18 protein-coding genes are annotated in these 17,832 nt (G+C 67.1%); 2 read left to right on the top strand and 16 right to left on the bottom strand.

Annotated features, from left to right (window positions below; all coding sequences use genetic code 11):
- Window positions 1–169: 169 nt before the first annotated feature.
- Genes V2S05_RS11795 through V2S05_RS11810 form a run of 4 tightly spaced genes read right to left on the bottom strand, consistent with a single transcriptional unit; the run spans window position 170 to window position 4,034 of the window.
- Window positions 170–925 carry an ABC transporter ATP-binding protein gene (locus V2S05_RS11795; RefSeq protein WP_413635556.1) on the bottom strand — a complete coding sequence of 252 codons (756 nt, stop codon included), beginning with the start codon at window positions 923–925 and terminating at the stop codon, window positions 170–172.
- On the bottom strand, window positions 922–1,962 hold the full coding sequence (locus V2S05_RS11800; protein ID WP_413635557.1) for an iron chelate uptake ABC transporter family permease subunit: 1,041 nt from the start codon (window positions 1,960–1,962) through the stop codon (window positions 922–924). Before V2S05_RS11800 ends, V2S05_RS11795 begins: the two co-directional genes overlap by 4 nt.
- A gap of 10 nt (window positions 1,963–1,972) precedes the next feature.
- A complete protein-coding gene (locus tag V2S05_RS11805; protein WP_413635558.1) occupies window positions 1,973–2,989 on the bottom strand; it encodes an ABC transporter permease in 1,017 nt (338 codons plus the stop codon).
- A gap of 52 nt (window positions 2,990–3,041) precedes the next feature.
- Complete coding sequence (locus tag V2S05_RS11810; RefSeq protein ID WP_413635559.1) at window positions 3,042–4,034, bottom strand: siderophore ABC transporter substrate-binding protein; 993 nt, start codon at window positions 4,032–4,034, stop codon at window positions 3,042–3,044.
- Window positions 4,035–4,119: 85 nt separating this feature from the next.
- Between V2S05_RS11810 and V2S05_RS11815 the strand changes: the two genes are divergently transcribed.
- The gene (locus tag V2S05_RS11815) at window positions 4,120–4,887 is read left to right on the top strand and encodes a siderophore-interacting protein (protein ID WP_413635560.1); all 768 of its coding nucleotides are present in this window, start codon (window positions 4,120–4,122) and stop codon (window positions 4,885–4,887) included.
- A gap of 261 nt (window positions 4,888–5,148) precedes the next feature.
- Window positions 5,149–5,562 (top strand): VOC family protein, encoded by a 414-nt coding sequence (locus V2S05_RS11820; RefSeq protein ID WP_413635561.1) that lies wholly within the window; start codon window positions 5,149–5,151, stop codon window positions 5,560–5,562.
- Between the two features lie 198 nt (window positions 5,563–5,760).
- Here V2S05_RS11820 and V2S05_RS11825 read toward each other — a convergent pair whose 3' ends face one another.
- From V2S05_RS11825 to V2S05_RS11880, 12 genes are all read right to left on the bottom strand, one after another.
- Window positions 5,761–7,200 (bottom strand): aldehyde dehydrogenase family protein, encoded by a 1,440-nt coding sequence (locus tag V2S05_RS11825; protein WP_413635562.1) that lies wholly within the window; start codon window positions 7,198–7,200, stop codon window positions 5,761–5,763.
- Between the two features lie 24 nt (window positions 7,201–7,224).
- Window positions 7,225–7,998 (bottom strand): SDR family oxidoreductase, encoded by a 774-nt coding sequence (locus V2S05_RS11830; protein WP_413635563.1) that lies wholly within the window; start codon window positions 7,996–7,998, stop codon window positions 7,225–7,227.
- Window positions 7,999–8,000: 2 nt separating this feature from the next.
- A complete protein-coding gene (locus V2S05_RS11835) occupies window positions 8,001–8,921 on the bottom strand; it encodes a dihydrodipicolinate synthase family protein (RefSeq protein WP_413635565.1) in 921 nt (306 codons plus the stop codon).
- Complete coding sequence (locus tag V2S05_RS11840) at window positions 8,918–9,721, bottom strand: enoyl-CoA hydratase-related protein (RefSeq protein WP_413635566.1); 804 nt, start codon at window positions 9,719–9,721, stop codon at window positions 8,918–8,920. The genes V2S05_RS11835 and V2S05_RS11840 overlap by 4 nt, the downstream gene beginning before the upstream one ends.
- Complete coding sequence (locus V2S05_RS11845) at window positions 9,718–10,932, bottom strand: CaiB/BaiF CoA transferase family protein (RefSeq protein ID WP_413635567.1); 1,215 nt, start codon at window positions 10,930–10,932, stop codon at window positions 9,718–9,720. The genes V2S05_RS11840 and V2S05_RS11845 overlap by 4 nt, the downstream gene beginning before the upstream one ends.
- Complete coding sequence (locus V2S05_RS11850; protein WP_413635568.1) at window positions 10,929–12,317, bottom strand: FAD-dependent oxidoreductase; 1,389 nt, start codon at window positions 12,315–12,317, stop codon at window positions 10,929–10,931. Before V2S05_RS11850 ends, V2S05_RS11845 begins: the two co-directional genes overlap by 4 nt.
- Window positions 12,318–12,384: 67 nt before the next feature.
- Window positions 12,385–12,711: a ferredoxin gene (gene fdxA / locus V2S05_RS11855; RefSeq protein ID WP_413635569.1), complete on the bottom strand. Its 327-nt coding sequence runs from the start codon at window positions 12,709–12,711 to the stop codon at window positions 12,385–12,387.
- Window positions 12,712–12,754: 43 nt separating this feature from the next.
- Window positions 12,755–13,933 (bottom strand): CaiB/BaiF CoA transferase family protein, encoded by a 1,179-nt coding sequence (locus V2S05_RS11860; protein WP_413635570.1) that lies wholly within the window; start codon window positions 13,931–13,933, stop codon window positions 12,755–12,757.
- A 60-nt stretch (window positions 13,934–13,993) separates the two neighbouring features.
- Window positions 13,994–14,809 carry an ABC transporter permease gene (locus V2S05_RS11865; RefSeq protein ID WP_413635571.1) on the bottom strand — a complete coding sequence of 272 codons (816 nt, stop codon included), beginning with the start codon at window positions 14,807–14,809 and terminating at the stop codon, window positions 13,994–13,996.
- 3 nt (window positions 14,810–14,812) lie between these two features.
- Window positions 14,813–15,595, bottom strand: coding sequence for an ABC transporter ATP-binding protein (locus tag V2S05_RS11870; protein ID WP_413635572.1), 783 nt, complete (start codon window positions 15,593–15,595; stop codon window positions 14,813–14,815).
- A 3-nt stretch (window positions 15,596–15,598) separates the two neighbouring features.
- On the bottom strand, window positions 15,599–16,669 hold the full coding sequence (locus V2S05_RS11875; protein WP_413635573.1) for an ABC transporter substrate-binding protein: 1,071 nt from the start codon (window positions 16,667–16,669) through the stop codon (window positions 15,599–15,601).
- A 154-nt stretch (window positions 16,670–16,823) separates the two neighbouring features.
- Entirely contained in the window at window positions 16,824–17,396 is a 573-nt protein-coding gene (locus V2S05_RS11880; RefSeq protein ID WP_413635574.1) for a helix-turn-helix domain-containing protein, read from the bottom strand.
- Between the last annotated feature and the right edge of the window lie 436 nt (window positions 17,397–17,832).

Below are 17,832 nucleotides of genomic sequence, written 5' to 3' on the forward strand. Positions count from 1 at the left end.
CAGCGGTGATACGCCGCGAAGCGGCCGCTCGGCGCCTCACCGACAGCGACCGCAGCACCCTATCCTCCCGCTTCCGGCGAGACTTGCGTTCCAGCACGAGACAGCGCTTCGGAGGGCCGGTCTCATGCTGGAACGGAAGTCGCGGTACCCAGGGGCAGGAACAGCCCGCTCAGTAGTACACGGCGAGCGGGCCGTGCGGACCGTCGATCACCTGCACCGGCGTCTCGAACACCCGGGTGAGCACCTCGTCGGTCATGATCTCGGCGGGGGTGCCGAACTCGACGACGCGGCCGTCCTTCATGGCGCAGATGCGGTCGGCGTAGTGCCCGGCGAAGTTGATGTCGTGCAGCACGATCACGATCGTGCGACCCAGCTCGTCGGCCGCGCGGCGCAGCTGCGCCATCATCGTGACCGCGTGCTTCATGTCTAGATTGTTCAGCGGCTCATCGAGCAGCACGACATCGGTGTCCTGCGCGAGCACCATCGCCACGTACGCGCGCTGACGCTGACCGCCTGAGAGCTCGTCGAGGTAGCGGTGCTCGAGCATGCCGAGGTCGAGGAAATCGATCGCGCGGCTGATGATGTCCTCATCGGCCCTGGTCAGCCGTCCCTTCGAATGCGGGAAGCGCCCGAAGCCGACCAGCTGGCGCACGGTCAGCCGGGTGACGAAGTGGTTCTCCTGACGCAGGATCGACACGACTTTCGCGAGATCGGCCGACTTCGTCGAGGCGACGTCTAGTCCCGCGATCGCGATGGAGCCGGCATCCATCCCCATCAGCCGTCCGACCATGGTGAGCAGCGTCGACTTGCCGGCGCCGTTCGGTCCGATGAGGGCGGTGATGCCGCCCTCGGGGATGACGAGGTCGACGGGGCCGATCGCGACCTCGCTCGAGTAGTGACGACGCACATCCGAGATGGTGATCACAGACGGCCCTTCTTGAGGATGACGATGAGGAAGACGACGCCGCCGACCAGCTCGATGATGATCGAGACGACGCCCTGCGCGTAGAAGACGTTGCGCATCACGAAGTACGCGCCCGACAGGATCGTGAAGGCCGTCAGCACGGCGACCGGGAACACGAGGCGGTGATCGTCGGACCCGGCGAACTGGTACGCCAGCGTCGCCACGAGGAAGCCGAGGAAGGTCATCGGCCCCACCAGCGCCGTCGAGGTGGCCATCAGCACCGCCACGAGGAAGAGGGTGATCATCAGCTCGCGCCGGTGATCCACCCCGAGCGCGTTCGCGGTGTCCGCCCCCAGCGCCATCACGTTGAGCCGGCGGGCGCGCATCCAGAGCAGAGCGGATGCCGCGACGCACAGCGGCACGGCCAGCGGAAGGTACGAGGCGTCGGCGTTGGAGATGTTGCCGAACAGCCGCGCGGCGAGCACGTCGAACTCGCTCGGGGTGAGCAGGCGCTGCATGAACGTCGCGACGGCGCCGAGTCCTCCGCCGATCACGATGCCGATCAGCAGCATGATCTGCAGGTTGGCGTAGCGTCCAGTGAGCAGCCAGCCGTAGAGCAGCATCGCGAGAGCGACCATGACGGCGATCTGGATGCCGAACTGCAGCAGGCCCTGCATCGCGACGAGGCCGGCGATGCCGAAGAGGTAGACCGACGATGTCTGCACGGCCCGGTAAAGCGACTCGAACCCGAGGATCGAGGGCGTGACGATGCGATTCGTCGCGATGGTCTGGAAGCTCACCGTCGCCACCGCCTGGCACACGGCGACGACGATCATCACGACCACGTTGGTGAAGCGCAGCTCGGCGATGCGCCAGAATCCGACGGTGCCGAACGGCATCGGATTGTCCCAGGCGAGCAGTCCGACCCCGAACCCGGCCGAGAGGACGATCAGGATCGTGAGCGCGATCAGGTAGCGGCGCCGGGCACGGGCATCCGCGAACCAGCCCGCGGCGGCGCGCCCCGGAGCCACCCGCACGGCGTCCGCCCGCTCGTGCATCGTCACCCGCCTAAGCACGGCGACGCTGCCTGAGCAGGAGAAGCACGAAAACGACGGCACCGACGATGCCGAGGATCAGCGAGACGGGGACTTCGAACGGCATCACGATCGTGCGGCCGATCAGGTCGCAGAGCGTGACGATCCCGATGCCCAGCAGGCAGACCCAGGGCAGGTTGCTGCGCAGGTCGTCGCCGCGCAGCATCGAGACGATGTTCGGCACGATCAGACCCAGGAACGGCAGGTTGCCGACGACCACGGTGACGACGCCCGTCACGACGGCGATGAGCGCGGTGCCGAGCAGCATGATGCGGTCGTAGTCGAGCCCGACGTTCGTGGCGATCTCCTCGCCGAGCCCGGCGACGGTCAGTCGATCGGCGACGATGAACACGATCACGCCGACCACGGCGACGATCCACAGCATCTCGTACTGGCCGCGCAGCACCGAGGTGAAGCTGCCGGCGAACCAGACGCCCAGGCTCTGCAGCGTGTTGGTCGCCAGCGCCAGGTAGGTCGACACCGCGCCGACGACGGCGCCGAGCATGATGCCGACGATCGGCACGATGAGCGACGAGCGCAGCGAGACCCTCTTGAGGAAGAGGAAGAAGATCATCGTGCCGATGAACGCCGCGACGACTGCGCCGGCCATGCGCAGCGGCAGCGAGGGCTGGGGCACGAGCACCATGACGGCGAGCAGGCCGAGCCCGGCCCATTCCGTGGTTCCGGTCGTGGTCGGCTCGACGAAGCGGTTCTGCGTGAGCAGCTGCATGACGAGTCCGGCCATGGCCATCGATGCTCCGGCCAGCACGAGCGCGATGGTGCGTGGAATGCGCGTGATCTGGAACATCTCGGCTCCGTCGGGGCTGCCTGAGATGTCGTAGACGCCGGTGAACAGCGAGGCGACGAGCAGGGCCGCGACGACCAGGATGCCGATCAGCAGCTTGCCGTCGAAGAGGCGCCCGCGGGTCGCCGCGCTCCCGCGCCGGGCGCGAGCCGGGGCGGGGTCGGACAGGGCTGGTGTGCGTGTCATGGTGCGAGTGCGCAGTGGCATCCGGAATCGAGCGGATGCCACCGCGCTGGTGTCACTTCGCGGACTTCTCGAGTGCGTCGGCGAAGTCGTTGAGGAATTCCGTGTACGTCTGGATGCCCTCGTTGAGGTACGTGTCGGTGGGCATGTAGACGATCTGGTCGTCCTTGACCGCCGTGACGGATGCCAGCGCCTCGGAGCTCTCGAGGATCTCGGCGGCCTGCACGTAGCCGGGCTCCCGGTCGGCGAACACGGCATCGCGGTCCATGACGAGGATCCAGTCGGGATTCGACTTCGCGATCGCCTCGACCGAGATGTCGTCTCCCTGGTGGTCGTCGGTGGCGCCCTCGATCTCGAGCGCGGGGGTGAGGCCGAGGATGTCGAAGATCGGGCCGAGCGTGCGGCCTGCGGTCGGGGCGATGTAGCCGATCTCGCCACCGGAGGTGGTGACGGCCATGACCGAGTCGGCTGCGTCGTAAGCGTCCTTCACGCGGGCGACGGCGGCGTCGAAGTCGTCGACGAGCTTCTTGGCCTCCTTCTGCTTGCCGAACACCTCACCGAGCACGGTGACCTGACGCTTGAGCTCGTCGTCGAACGGCTCGCCTTCGCGGGGATCGAGCTCGAGAATGGTGGCGTCGGGCACGAGGTTCGCGATCTTGTCGTGGTGCTGGGTGAAGCGCTGACCGTTGATGACCAGATCGGGCTCGACGGCGACGATCGACTCGAGGTCGGGCTCGTTGTGGTTGCCCAGGTCGATGATGCTGTCGTCGGTCTTGTAGTCGACGGTCGTGGGCATGAGGGCGACAGCTCCGGCGCTGAGCTCGATGCCCCAGTCGCTGAGGGTCTGGAACGTGCGGTTGTCTGTGGCGACGATCGACGTCGGCGGCGTGGAGATCTTGTGCGTGCCGTTGTTGTCCTCGACGGTGACCGTGCCGCTGGTGGGCATGACCTCTTCGGCTTCGGCGGCGGGGCCGGCGGCGCAGCCGGCCAGAGCGAGGACGCTGACGAGACCGAGGGCGGTTCCGCCGAGGATTCGGGGCACGGACATGGAGAATCTCCTGTTCTGCGGGGATGGTGCGCGAGTTGCGCGGCGGCGAATACGATCTCGCCGCGACTTAGGTTAGCCTTACTTTATGAGCGATGTGAAATCCGGTTTCTCGATCGAACGCCAGGGACTCGATCTGCGGTTCCGTGCCGCGGCTCTCGCATCGCGCGAGTGGCTCGCCCCCGGCTACGTGCGCGTCCGGCTGGCCGGCGACCAGCTCGCCGACTTCACGTCGCTCGGCGCCGACGACCACATGCGCCTGTTCTTCGCATCCGAACCGACCGATTCGATTGACGAGCTGCGCGCCTCGCCGAGCCGCGAGTACACCCCGCTCGCGTGGGGTGAGGACTGGCTCGACGTCGAATTCGCCGTGCACGGGGGCGAGGGCGTGGGCGCCCGGTGGGCGGCGTCCGCTCCGATCGGCTCGTTCGTCGGCGTCGGCGGACCGCGCGGCTCTGCGGTGCTGACCGGTACGCCCGGCTCCTGGCTGCTGGTCGGCGACGAGACCGCGATCCCGGCGATCCGGCGGTTCGCGGCGATGATCCCCGCCGATGCGCCGGCACGCATCGTCGTCGAGGTCGTCTCGGATGCCGACCAGGTCGAGATCGACGCGCCGGTCGCCGTCGAGTGGCTGCATCGCGGCAACGCGCTGGCGGGCTCATCGCTGATCGCCTTCCTCGACACCCTCGACGAGACGGATGCCGTGGGCGCCGACCCCTTCGTGTTCATCGCCGCCGAGCAGCAGATCGTCAAGCCGGGCCGCGCACTGCTCGCCCGCTGGGGCGTCGACGTGTCGAAGGCTGTTGTGAAGGGCTACTGGAAGCGCGACGAGGCGGAATACCACGCCCCGCACTGATCGCGCTGCCCCACCGCCGCGCGAAGCGCAGGAGATCTCGCGAAAAGCAGAAGGGCGCACGGGATCCCTCCCGCCACCCCGGCGCGCCGGGACGGATGTCGGCGCGCGCCGCACGCCGGGCTGAAGCCGCGCCGCGGCGTCCGCCTCGCCGCGAAGACCACCGCGATCGCTGACGACGCCACGACCCGTTGCGGATGTCGGTGGTGCGGCGAAGACTTGTCGGCGCCGGGGCGTCCGGCATCCGCCTGTGAGAGGTGAACCATGCCCATTCTCAACCCGTACATCTCGTTCCGCGACAACGCCCGCGAGGCTCTCAAGCGCTACCGCGACGTGCTCGCCGGCGAGCTGCAGATCATGACGTTCGGCTCGATGCCCGACCTGCCTCAGGACCCGAGCGAGAGCGAACTCGTCCTGCACGGCCAGCTCACCACCGACGACGGCGTGATCCTGATGGCCTCCGACACGCCGGCGCACATGGAGCACCAGCAACCGCAGGGCGTCTCCATCTCGATCACCGGCGACGAGGTCGACCGCCTGCGCGCGATCTGGGACGGGCTGCTCGACGGCGGCGCGGCGACCGCGCCGCTCGGTGCTGCCCCGTGGGGCGGCGAGTTCGGCATGCTCGTCGACCGGTTCGGCGTCGCCTGGATGCTCTCGATCGACTCCGGGTCCTGAATCAGTCGACGACGGCCTCGACATCCGCGCGTCAGCGCGCACCGCTGCGAGATCATCCGCGACCCGCCGGTGGTGACGTCTAAGCCACATCCCCTGCCGCCGGGTTTCAGTCGCCCCTTCGGAACGATCGTCCGGAGCGGGCATCCGCTCCGCGCACGCACAACCCGATCGGGCCTGAGCCTGACCGGGATGCGTCGCTCACCGGTCGATGCCGACGTAAACCGTCTTCTCCCAAGTGTAGAACTGCGTGGCCGTGTGGCCCTGTTCACGAAATGTGTTCGAGGACGATTCCTTGATCCCCCCGAACGGCACGTGCAGATCCAGGCCGGACGTCGGACGGTTCACCTTGACCACGCCTGCCTGCACCCGACCGGCGAAGTCGGTCGCATGCGCGAGACTCGTCGTGCAGATGCCGGCGGTGAGCCCGTACGGCGTGTCATTGACGGCAGCCAGGCCGGACTCGTAGTCGTCGACGTCGATGACCGCGACGATCGGCCCGAAGATCTCCTCGGATGCCAGGGGCGAAGCGTGCGCGACATCGGTCGCGACGACCGGACCGAAGGCGAGACCGTCAGGGGTCCCGGTGCCGTGGTGCAACGTCGCCCCTGCCGACACCGCTGCTTCGACGGCAGCCGCATCCTGCTCCAGCTGAGGGCGGCTCACGACCACGCCCATGCTGGTGGCCGGATCCAGCCCGTCGCCGGGTGCGAACCTCGCCGCCGCCTCCGCGAGCTCACGCAGGAACGCGGCGCGGATGCCAGGTGTCACGTACACCCTCGACGTCGCGGTGCACGCCTGTCCGGTGAGTGAGAACGCTCCTGCGGCGACGACCGCCGCCGCGCGACGCGGGTCGGCATCGTCGAGCACGAGAACGGCGTTCTTCCCACCCATTTCGAGCTGAGCACGCGCCCGGCGGGCATTCAGTGTCGTCTGCAGGCCGAGTCCGACCGCAGTGGACCCCGTGAAGGAGAGCCCGGCGATCCGGGGATCATCGGCGAGGAACTGCCCGACTACCCGACCCGGGCCATGCACCACGTTGAAGACACCGGCCGGGAGCCCCGCATCCTGAAGCGCCCGGGCCAGATGGGTCACCGACATCGGGGTGAGCTCGGCGGGCTTGATCACGACCGAGTTGCCGCTGATGAGCGCCGGCGCCGTCTTCCAGGCGGGGATCGCGATGGGGAAGTTCCAGGGCGTGATGAGACCCACGACGCCGAGCGGCTGCCGCCTGGTCTGCACGGTGGTGTCCGCCAGGGCGCTGTCGAAGGTGGCCCCCGTGGCGGACCAGCCGGCAGCCCCGAAGAACTGGAACACGCCGATCGCACGTCCGACCTCCCCGGTGGCTTCGGCGATGGTCTTGCCCTCCTCGCGCACGAGATCGCCCGCGATGTCGGCCTGCCTGCTGTGCAGGATCTCCGCGGCGCGCAGCAGGATCGCACCGCGCGCGGGCGTCGGAAGCGCAGCCCACGCGGGCTGAGCATCCACGGCCGCGGCGACTGCGGCATCCGCCTCGCCCGCCGTGCCGCTCGGGTATCTCACGGCGATCTCACCGGGGCGGGCGGGATTCTCCCGCTCCTTGTCCGCGTCCCCGAGGAACTCGCCCCCGATCAGGTGCTGGGCCGTTGCTGTCTGTGCCATCCGTCTACATCCTTCCGTGGAGTCTCAGAGTGCCTGCACGAGTCCGCCGTCGCAGCGGATGGCCGCACCGGTGACATATGAGGCGATACTGCTGCAGAGAACGGCGGCCATCGCGCCGAACTCGTCCGGCTGTCCGTACCGGCCCGCCGGGATGAGAGCCGTCGATCGTCGGCGCACATCGTCGACATCCAGCCCCTGCCGGTCGGCGCTGGCACGGTCCAGTCCGTCCACACGCGCAGTCGCAATGCGACCGGGCAGCAGCAGGTTGACGGTGACGCCGTCAGAGGCGACCTCCCCGGCCAGTGTCTTCAGATACCCGGCCAGGGCGGCCCTCCCGAGGTTCGAGGTCACCAGGCCGGCGAGCGGCGCGACGACCCCGGAGGATCCGATCGCCAGCATGCGCCCCCACTGACGTTCGCGCATGCCCGGCAGCACCTGCGAGATCAGGTCGACGCCGGGCCTGACGAGATCGTCGAACGCGGCACCGGCTTCGTCCGCCGACAGGGCTGCTGCTGTCTGGGTCTTCGGTCCCGGACCGTTTATCACGAGCACATCGATGGGGCCGAACCGATCCTCCGCACTGCGTACCGCACTCTGGCGCGATCGGGCTTCGCGGATGTCGAGGGCGACGCCGATCGCCGACGGCAGACCGGCGGCGACCTCCTCGGCCGCATCGGCCCGCCGACCCGTCACGATGACATTCGCGCCTTCGCGGCCCAGCGCCTCTGCTGTCGCTCGTCCGAGACCGCCGGTGGATGCCAGGACGAGCGCAGTGCGCCCCTGAAGCCCGAGATCCACGATCAGGCCTCCTGCAGTTCCGCGACCAGCTCGAGATGGTGCGCCGCATGTGCGCTCAGGGCGGCGGGGAAGGGAGTGGCCGGCGAGCGCACCGCCGCACTCGTGATGAGTCCGCGACGCCGCAACAGCTCCTTGCGGATACCCAAGGCGATCCCGACCTGCTGCTCGAAGTTGATCAGCGGAAGGTACGGCAGCAGGGCATGCGATGCAGCCGCGAAGCCACCCTCATGCCAGGCGTCGATCGTCCTGACCAGGCCCTCCGGAAAGGAGAACCCGGTCATCGCGCCTGCGGCGCCGCTCACGAGTTCGTCCAAGAGACCCTGACCCCCGAGACCCCCGAAGACCGACGCCGTCGTCCCGCCGGAAAGGATCCTCGCCACGGCGGGCGACGTGGGCGGCGCTTCCGCCTTGACTGCGACGATCGCCGGAACCGCGTGGAGGACGGTTTGGAGTCCTTCGGCGCTGATGTTGACTCCGCTGGCTCGGGGGTAGTCCTGCAGCACGACCGGCACGTCGGTTGCCGCCACGATCGCCTCGAGATGGCGGGCGACTTCGTCGGCGTCGGCGGAGTTGACCTGCACCATCGCTGCGCGGAAGCGCGGTCCGGTCATGGCCATGGCACTCTGGATCTCGCGGATGACCTCGCCGGTGTCGAGCGAGGTGATGCCCACGACGATGGGCAGCTCCGTGTTCTCGACCACCACTCGCAGTGTCCGCTCGCGCTCCTGTTCGGTCAGCGATGCCGCCTCACCGAACACTCCGAGCACGGTCAGGCCGCGCACACCAGCGGTCTGGCTGAACTGCACCAGCCTCGCCAGGCTCGGTTCGTCGACTGAGGACGCGTCGTCCGTGAACGGCGTGGCCACCACACCCCAGACTCCGGTTTCGAGAGCTGCGCGCGGTTCGCGCACCCCCGCGGTCATCGGCCTGTCCATTGCGGCGCGCGCTTCTGCTGGAACGCTTCGACGCCCTCACGTGCGTCTTCACCATCGAGGGCATCGATGAGTGCGGGAAGACGCATGCCCCTGGCCTCGCGCGCCGTGAGATGTCCGGTCTCGGCCACCATCTGCTTCATGGCGCGGATCGAGCTGGGCGAACTGGCGAGCAGATCGGCGATCCAGCGCTCCACCGCGTCGTCCAGTTCGTCCATGGGAACGACCTCATTGGCCAGACCCATCCGGTACGCCTCCTGCGCGGGGACGATCCGTCCGGTGAGCAGCATGCCCATGGCCAGCTGGTGCGGCACCCTGCGCACGAGTTGGTGGATGCCCCCGTCGAGAGCGAGCCTGCCGACGCGAGGCTCGGTGAGACCGAACTTCGCGTGCTCCGCGGCGACGATGATGTCCGCCCCGAGGGCGATCTCCATCCCCCCGCCGACCGCGTATCCGTTCACGCGAGCGATGATCGGCACGAGCAGCGTGCGGCGCAGACTGATCCCGCCGAAGCCGTTGGGATCCAGGCCCGCCCAGTACTCCAGCCCGGTCTTGTCCACTGCCGCCGCCGACATGTCAGCGCCCGCGCAGAAAGCGCGATCACCGGCACCGGTGACGACCACGACGCGCACGTCGGACGAATTCTCCATCAGTGCCCACACCTCGTTCAGCGCGTCGTGCGTGCGCTGATCGACGGCGTTGCGCACGTCAGGCCTATCGATGGTGACCGTCGCCACACCGCGTTCGTCGATGTCGAGCCGGACGCCCGCTTCCCATTCCCTGCTCGTCATCGCAGTGCTCCCGTCTCGATGAGTTCGCGGATCCGCTTCTCGTCGAATCCGAACTCCGCGAGCACCTCCTCGTTGTGCTCACCCAGTCGCGGTCCGACCCGGCGAACCGTGGCCGGTGTGCCGGAGAGGTGGATCGGTGTGCCCAGCATCTTCACCGTGCCCGCGACGGGATGCTCGGCTTCGACGATCATCCCGTTGACGGCGGTCTGCTCATCGTCGAGGGCCTCGGCCATGGTGCGCACCGGAGCATTGAGGATGCCGACGGCTTCGAGCCGATCCGTCCAGTACTCGGTGGTGTTCGTGGCGATCCTCTCAGCGAAGATCTCCTGCAGCGCCGCGCGGTTGGCGGTCTGCGCGTCGAAGTCGGCGAAGTCGGGGCGCAGCGTCAGGTCCTCGCCGACCTCGAGTGCTTCGCAGATCTTGCGCAGCGGCTCGGTCGTGAAGCCGCCAACGATGCAGACGGCGGAGTCGAGGGTGGGGAACACGCCGCTCAGCGGCATACGCGCCCAGTTGATCTCGCGACCGCGGTTGAGGTGCATGCTCGCCTCCTGCATCTGCATGTGCAGCATGGAGTCGTACATCGCGACCTCGACCTTCTGGCCGACCCCGTTCACGTCGCGGGACCGCAGGGCGAGCAGGATGCCCTGGAAGAGGTGCATCCCGGTCGTGTAGTCGCACAGCGTGGTCGGGTAGATCGTCAGCGGGACGTCGTCGGACGACCGGCGCCAGAGCACACCGGAGTAGGCCTGGATGACGACGTCCTGACCACCTTCGGATGCGTGCGGGCCGGTGGGTCCGAAGCCGGTTCCCGACGCCCAGATGATGCGCGGGTTCAGCTCTCTGAGCTCGTCGTACCCGAAGCCCATGCGCTCCATCACCCCCGCGCGGAAGTTGCTGACGACCACGTCGGACTCGGCGATGAGTGCGCGCAGCGCATCACGGCCCATCTCCGACTTCGTGTCCATCGCGATGCTGCGCTTGTTTCGGTTGATGGAGAGGAAGATCGGATTGTCCTGACCGTCGCGGTCCGGCACCGAATTGCGGGAGATGTCGCCATGCTCGGGACGCTCGACCTTGATCACATCGGCGCCGAAGTCGCCCAGCAGCTGCGTGCAGCTGGGCCCCATGAACACCTGGGTGAAGTCGATGACGCGCACCCCCGACAGGGGCAGTGCCTGCGTGGAGTCGGAGAGCTGGACCGGGGTGATCATACCTGGATCGCCTCCTTGTTGTCAACAGAGACCGCTGAGAGCTCGTCGATGGTCGCGTTGGCCGAGGGGATGTCACCCGGGTCTGCGTTGTGCTCGCGCATCAGCCGCTGGATGTCGGTGGCGTCGACGTCACGCACCCGCACCTTCTGCTGCAGGGAGAGCACCCCGGCGAGCGCGACCGCCTGCCCCATCGCCATGCAGGGCGGGATCTCGCGCGAGGTCTTCTGCGCGTCGGAGGTCGCGGAGTAGTGCCGCCCGGCGACCAGCAGCTGATCGACGTTCTTGGGCACCAGTGAACGGTACGGGTAGTAGTAGTCCCGCCCGCGGGCGACGGAGTCCTGGAAGTGCCGGCGCTGAACCACATCCTCCTTGGTCATCACGTACTCGCCCTGCAGCAGCCGGGTCTGACGCACGCCGATCTGGGGTGCGGTGTCGACCACGAACGCGTTCTCGAACCCAGGCATGTTCTCACGGACGTAGTCCACGACGGCGGCGATGCGTTCACGGGCGGAGAAGTCTGCTTCCGTCAGCGATTCCGGGTTCGTACCGTCGAAGCCGTTCATGTGCGGCGCGTTGCACCAGATGATTCCGTCCAGCGGCGTCTTCAGCCACCAGTGCTCCCAGGCTCCGCCGAGGATGCGCTTGGCTTGACGGTTGAGCGCGCGAGCAGCCTTCGGATCGGCCTGCTCGAACTCTTCCGCGCGGCGCACGTCGATGCCGCCGAGGCGGAAGACCAGGGTGGTGATGTAGCTGCCCTGGATGTAGTCGGCACCCGCACGCGAGGCGACGTCGATGTCGCCGGTGGTGTCGATTACCACATCGGCCAGGTGCACCTGCGGGCCGGACTTGGTCTCGGCGATGACGCCCTTGATGACGCCGTCGTCGACGATCGGGCGGGCGAACCAGGAGTGCAGGAACAGCCGCACGCCCGACTCGCGGACCAGGTCGTTGGAGACCCGCTTCCAGCCGTCCGGGTCGAACGCGGCGGCGTACACGATCGGCTTCGGGTGAGCCTTGCTGTGGAAGTCGTAGGTTCCGTAGCGGTTCCACTTGTTCCACAGCTCTTCGGAGGCCCGGCGGTCCTCCTTCGGGGGGACGACGGCGAGCCCGAGCTTCTGCAGGCGCTCGACGTACTCGGAGACGATGCCGGTGACCGTGATCTCCTGGCCGTTGATCATGTCGTCGAGGACGAGGACCATCCCACCCGACGCGAGTCCGCCGAGCGATGAGTACCGCTCCAGCAGGGTCACGGATGCGCCGGTTCGGGCGGCGGTGACGGCGGCGGCCGTTCCGGCCGGCCCTCCCCCGACGACGAGGACATCCGAGCGAGAGGCGATCGGCGCCCGCACTTCATCGGAGGTGATCGCGAGTTCGCTGGTATTCATTGGTCTCCCCTTCTTCTCTGACTGGGACCGTCAAGCTGTATTTAGCATATTGAATTTATTAACTAAGTCAAGCATCGGTGCCCATCCGCTGCGGTAGGGCTGCCACATACGGGTGATCCTCGACAGGTCCGAAATCGTCAGCGCCCCCGGGAGAGCCGATGGGCGCGAACACCTCCTCCGCGATGCTGATGTACTGCTCGTCGTCACCTTCCGCGTCCTCGCTGAAGGTGATCGCCTCGACCGGGCACACGGACTCGCAGGCCCCGCAGTCGATGCACTCCGACGGATGGATGTAGAGCGTGCGTGCGCCCACGTAGATGCAGTCCACCGGGCACACCTGGATGCAGGAGAGATCGCGGACATCGACACAGGCCTCGCCGATCACGTACGTCATGACGGCACCTCTTCTCTTCTCCGTGCCGCCGGTCAGGCGGCTGCTACTGAACCACTCCGCGGGCGACGAGCGCGCGGATCTGCTCCGGCGAATAGCCGGCGTCTCTCAAGATCTGGTGGGAGTGCTCCCCCAGCTGCGGGGGCGCGGTGCGCACCTCAGGCGGCGCAGCGGACATCCGGATCGGGGATGCCACGGTGCGGACGACCCTGCCGTCGGAATCCGGGAACTCGAGCAGCATGCGGTTGACCTCGGTCTGCTCGCCCGCCAGGGCCTCGGCGAGGGTGAGCACCGGTCCGCACAGAACGTCCTGCTCCTCCAGGGCGGCGAGCCAGTATGCGGTCGTTCTCTCACGCAGTCGATCAGCGATGACACGGCGCAGTTCACCTCGATTCTCCCGCTGACCGTCCAAGTCCGCGAAGCGCTTGTCGGCCGACAGGTCGGGCAGCTCCAGTGCGGCACAGATGCGCTGCAGAGGGTTCTCCTTGAAAGCCCCGATGATCACGAGCTCCGAGTCGAGCGTCGGGAAGCAGCCGGTCAACGGCATCATCGCCCAGTTCAACTCGACGTCATGCATCAGCCGCGCGGTCGCTTCCTGCGCCTGCATGGCGAGCATCGAGTTGTACAGGCTGACCTCGACCTTCTGCCCCTCTCCTGTGCGCTCCCGCTGCAGCAGCGCCAGCAGGATGCCCTGCACGAGATGCTGCCCGGCGGTGTAGTCGGCGATCGCGGTGGCGTACACGGACACCGGCGCGTCAGGATCGGGCGTACGCTTCATGACCCCCGAGTAGGCCTGACCGAGCACATCCTGCCCACCCTTATGGGCATAGGGGCCGGATGGGCCGAAGCCGGATCCGGCAGCCCAGATGATGCGCGGATTGATCCTTCGGGCGTCGTCGTAGCCGAGACCCAGACGCTCCATCACGCCGGGACGGAAGTTGCTCACCACCACGTCCGCACGGGCGATCAGGGACTCCGCGACCTCCCGGCCGGCATCCGAGCTGAGATCCAGCGCTATGCCGCGCTTGTTGCGGTTCAGGGCGAGGAAGACAGGATTGTCCATGCCCTGCTGCGCCAGCACGCCACGCCGCGACAGGTCCCCCGCGCCAGGACGCTCGACCTTGATGACGTCCGCGCCGTAGTCGCCCAGGGTCTGGGTCGCGATCGGGCCCATCATGACCTGCGTGAAATCCAGCACGACGGTGCCGGCGAGCGGCTGCGTCATCGCGGCCTCCTTCCGAGGACTGCGCCACGGTCCCGCTCAGCGGGACCGTGGCGCGCAGCCTCACATCTTGGAGTCGGGGGTCCAGGTCACGATCAGACGCTCGAGCACGGTGATGATGGTGAAGAACACCACGGCTACCAGGGAGGCCATGATCATCGTCGCGTAGAGGAACGGGGTGTCGAAGTTGTAGGTCGCCTGGATGATCAGGTAGCCCAGTCCTTCCTGCGCGCCGATCCACTCGGCAACGATCGCTCCGATGACCGAAGTGGTCGCGGTGATCCGCAGCGATGAGAACAGGAAAGGCACAGACGCGAAGACCCGCAGCTTCCAGAACGTCTCGCTGCGGGAAGCCGACAGCAGGCGGAACAGCTCCAGGTGCTCACGATCGACGGCCTTGAGTCCCTTGACCATGTTCACCAGTGTCGGGAAGAACGAGATCAGCGCTGCGATCACGACCTTAGGGGCGTAGCCGGTTCCGAGCATGAGCACCAGCACTGGCGCGATGGCGACAATGGGAATGGTCTGGATGAACACCGCGACCGGCATCAGTGCCTCTTCCGCCGCGCGCCAGTGCACGAACAGGACGGCCAGCAGCACTGCGACGCTGTTGCCGACGAGGAAGCCCAGCAGCGCCTCGAAGGCGGTGGGCCACATGTTCGTCGTCAGCGACGGCAGCTTCTCCACGAACGCACCGGCGACCTCCACGGGCGTGGGGATGATGTAGTACGGGATCTGGAAGATCACGCAGATGAGCTGCCAGACGACGAGAAGGACGAGCACCGCAAGGATCGGAGGCCCCATCCTGCGCAGCGGGGACTTCTTGGACTTGGTCTTCGCCGCGGATGAGAGGGCGATTGCCTCGGTTGTCGTGGACATTCTTCACGCACCTTCCAGTGCCTGGCGCAGCAGCGCCTCGTATTCGCCGAACTCGGGGAGCGTCCGCACGGCGCGGGAGCGGTCGCCAGGCAGATCGATATCGTGCACCTGACTGATCCGGCCCGGCTGGGCGGACATCACGACCACCCGCTGGGAGAGGAACACCGCCTCCGCGATGCTGTGAGTGACGAACACGATGGTGGTTCCGGTGAGCTTCCAGATGCTCAGAAGCTCCTCGTTGAGGCGGTCACGCGTGATCTCGTCGAGGGCACCGAACGGTTCGTCCATGAGCAGGACCTTCGGGCGGGTGATCAGGGCGCGGGCGATCGAGACCCGCTGGCGCTGACCGCCGGAGAGCTGGGAAGGCAGCGCCTCGGCCCGTCCGCCGAGTCCCACCAGCGCGAGCAGCTCCTGCGCACGATCGCGGTCCTCGCCGGTGGCCTTGCCCGGACCGATCTCCAGTGGCAGCAGCACGTTCTCGATCGCATTGCGCCAGGGCAGCAGGGCGGCATCCTGGAAGACGAAGCCGAGGTCCCTGCCCTCGCGAGCGCTCTGAGGGGTCTGGCCGAGCACCGTGACCGTTCCGGCAGTAGGGGTCAGCAGATCGGAGATGATCCGCAGCAGCGTCGACTTGCCGCAGCCCGACGGACCGAGCAGCGAAGTGAAGCTGCCGGCCTCGAGCTGAACGGACACTCCCTCCAGAGCGGTGACCGGACCACCGGCGGTGTCGAAGGTGATTCCGACGCCCTCGATGAGGATCGGTTCCATGGTCTTCACGTTCGACATGTCTCAGCTCGCCTTCGGACGCACGTCCGCGGTCGCGTCGAGGATCTGCCAGGTGGCGACGTCCTCGACCTTCGGAGGCGCGGAGTTGAACTGGCCGAGCTCGTCCCAGAGGTCGATCTGCGTCTGCCAGACTTCCTTCTTCATCGTGCCCCAGCCGTCGGTCTTGGTGTCGGCGCTGAAGATGTAGTCCATCAGTGCACCGCCGTCATCCTTGATGTCGTCGAGCTTGACCTCGGGAGACATCTGCACCATCGCCTTCGCGGCCTCGTCGATGTTGTCCCGCACGTAGGTCCAGCCCTTGGCCGTCGCCTCCATGTAGTGCTCGACGATCTCGGGGTTCTTCTCGAGCACCTCGTCGGTGGTGTAGTAGATGTACGCGTACAGCGGGACGCCGAACTTCGCGAGCGGCATGGAGACGAAGTCCTCCCCGAGTTCGCGACGCTGTGACTTGGAGTTCAGCCACGTGCCGAAGGCGTCGACCTGACCGGTCAGCAGCGGAGCGATGGTGTCACCCGTCGCGACGTACTCGACCTTCTCCGGATCGATCTTGTTCGCCGCGAGGAACGCCTTGAAGAGGATCTCACTCGTCGCAGGACCTCCGACGGTCTTGCCGATCAGGTCGTCCGGGGACTCGATCGGACTGTCACTCTTGGAGATCCACGCGTACGGATGCTCCTGCACGCCGACGCCGAAGGCCTTGATCGGGATTCCCTGGGACCGGGCCAGCATCAGCGAAGGGCTGGACGAGATCTGTCCGATCTGCGACTCTCCGGCGGCGACCAGAGCGATGCCGTCGATGCTCGGACCGCCCTGCTTGATCTTGAACTGCAGGCCGATGTCGTCGTAGTAGCCCTTCTGCAGGGCGATCGCCTCACCCATCTGGCCCGAGTTGAGCAGCCAGCCCAGCTGCATGCTGAGCGGGGTGGCGCCCTTTGCGCCCGCCCCGGCCGGACCGCCTCCAGGGGAAGAGCATCCGGTGAGAAGTGCGTTGCCGAGCAGCAGACTGCCGAGCGCGACACCCGTGCCCTTCAGCAGGTTGCGTCGCGAGAGATCGGTGAACATCGGGGTGGACATGCGTGTCTCCTCATTGAGATTCGGGCGCGACCAGCGCACCCGGCTTGTGGGGTCGGTGAGCAGCACGATCGTCGAGGTGCCGGCACTCTCGGCTCGTCGTACTGCGCGTCTGTGTCCGACACTTCAGGTCGGCGCGGTGTTGTGGCTTCCGGTGTTACCAGGTAGGGGGTGTGATGACGGAAATGGAGGCGCACGGTTCGTCGGAGCTGTTGGCGAACCAATGCGGTATGGACGAGTTGTAGGTGATCGAATCGCCTGCTTCGAGGACGTAGCGTTCTCCGTTGAGGTAGACGTCCTTCTTGCCGGAGATCACGATCACGAACTCCTCGCCACCGTGTTTGAACGGGGTGCCCTCGGTCGTCGAGCCGGGTGGCGTGACGACCCAGATGGCCTCGAGACTTCCGGAGAGGTTCGGCGTCAGCAGTTCGAAGACGGTGTCATCGCTTGCCGACTCCGGCGCCTGCCCTTTGAGGTCACGGCGGGCGTTCTTGCGGACGACCGGCGACCGGCTCTCCTCCTCGTCGGGGAACAGCCTCCCCACGGGGACGTTCAAGCCGTGCGCCAGCTGCACCAGTGTGGAGAACGACGGGTTCGCGAGACCCCGCTCGATCTGACTGACGATCGCAGTACTCAGGCTTGTGGCCCGAGCCAGGTCCGCGAGAGTGAGGCCCTTCGCCTTGCGCATCTCGCGCACTCGACTGCCGATCGTCTCCAGGATGACGCTCACCCCCAACTCAGGGGGAGCTTCAGTGCTAACGTTCGCCATGGATGCAGTCCTCCCGTGGATTCAGTGCTCACCTGAAGTATAGTTAAGAAATTCACCCCGTCAACCCTCCGAGGAGTTGCGCAATCAGGATGGGAGGGTGCGGTCTGCGATCACGTTCGCGGAGCGGCGCGATCTCGACGAAGTTCCTCAAACTGGCCACCACGAGGCGCTGGGCAGAAGCGCGGTGAAGGCAGCCGCGAGTCCAAGCGGGTCACGATCGGTTCTAGGCGGGCGACGACCAGGGGTCCACGACGATCTGAATTATGCGACGTGCAATGGCAGGAGAAGACGGACCTCTCACCGACCAGCGCGGATGCACCCATCTGCGTCAAGCGGGACGCGGTGAGCCGTGCAGGTTGAGATCGCTACCGCTCAAGGGTGGGGTTCCCGCACAAGC

It is taken from the genome of Microbacterium sp. OR16, from assembly GCF_047306725.1.
Lineage (GTDB): Bacteria > Actinomycetota > Actinomycetes > Actinomycetales > Microbacteriaceae > Microbacterium.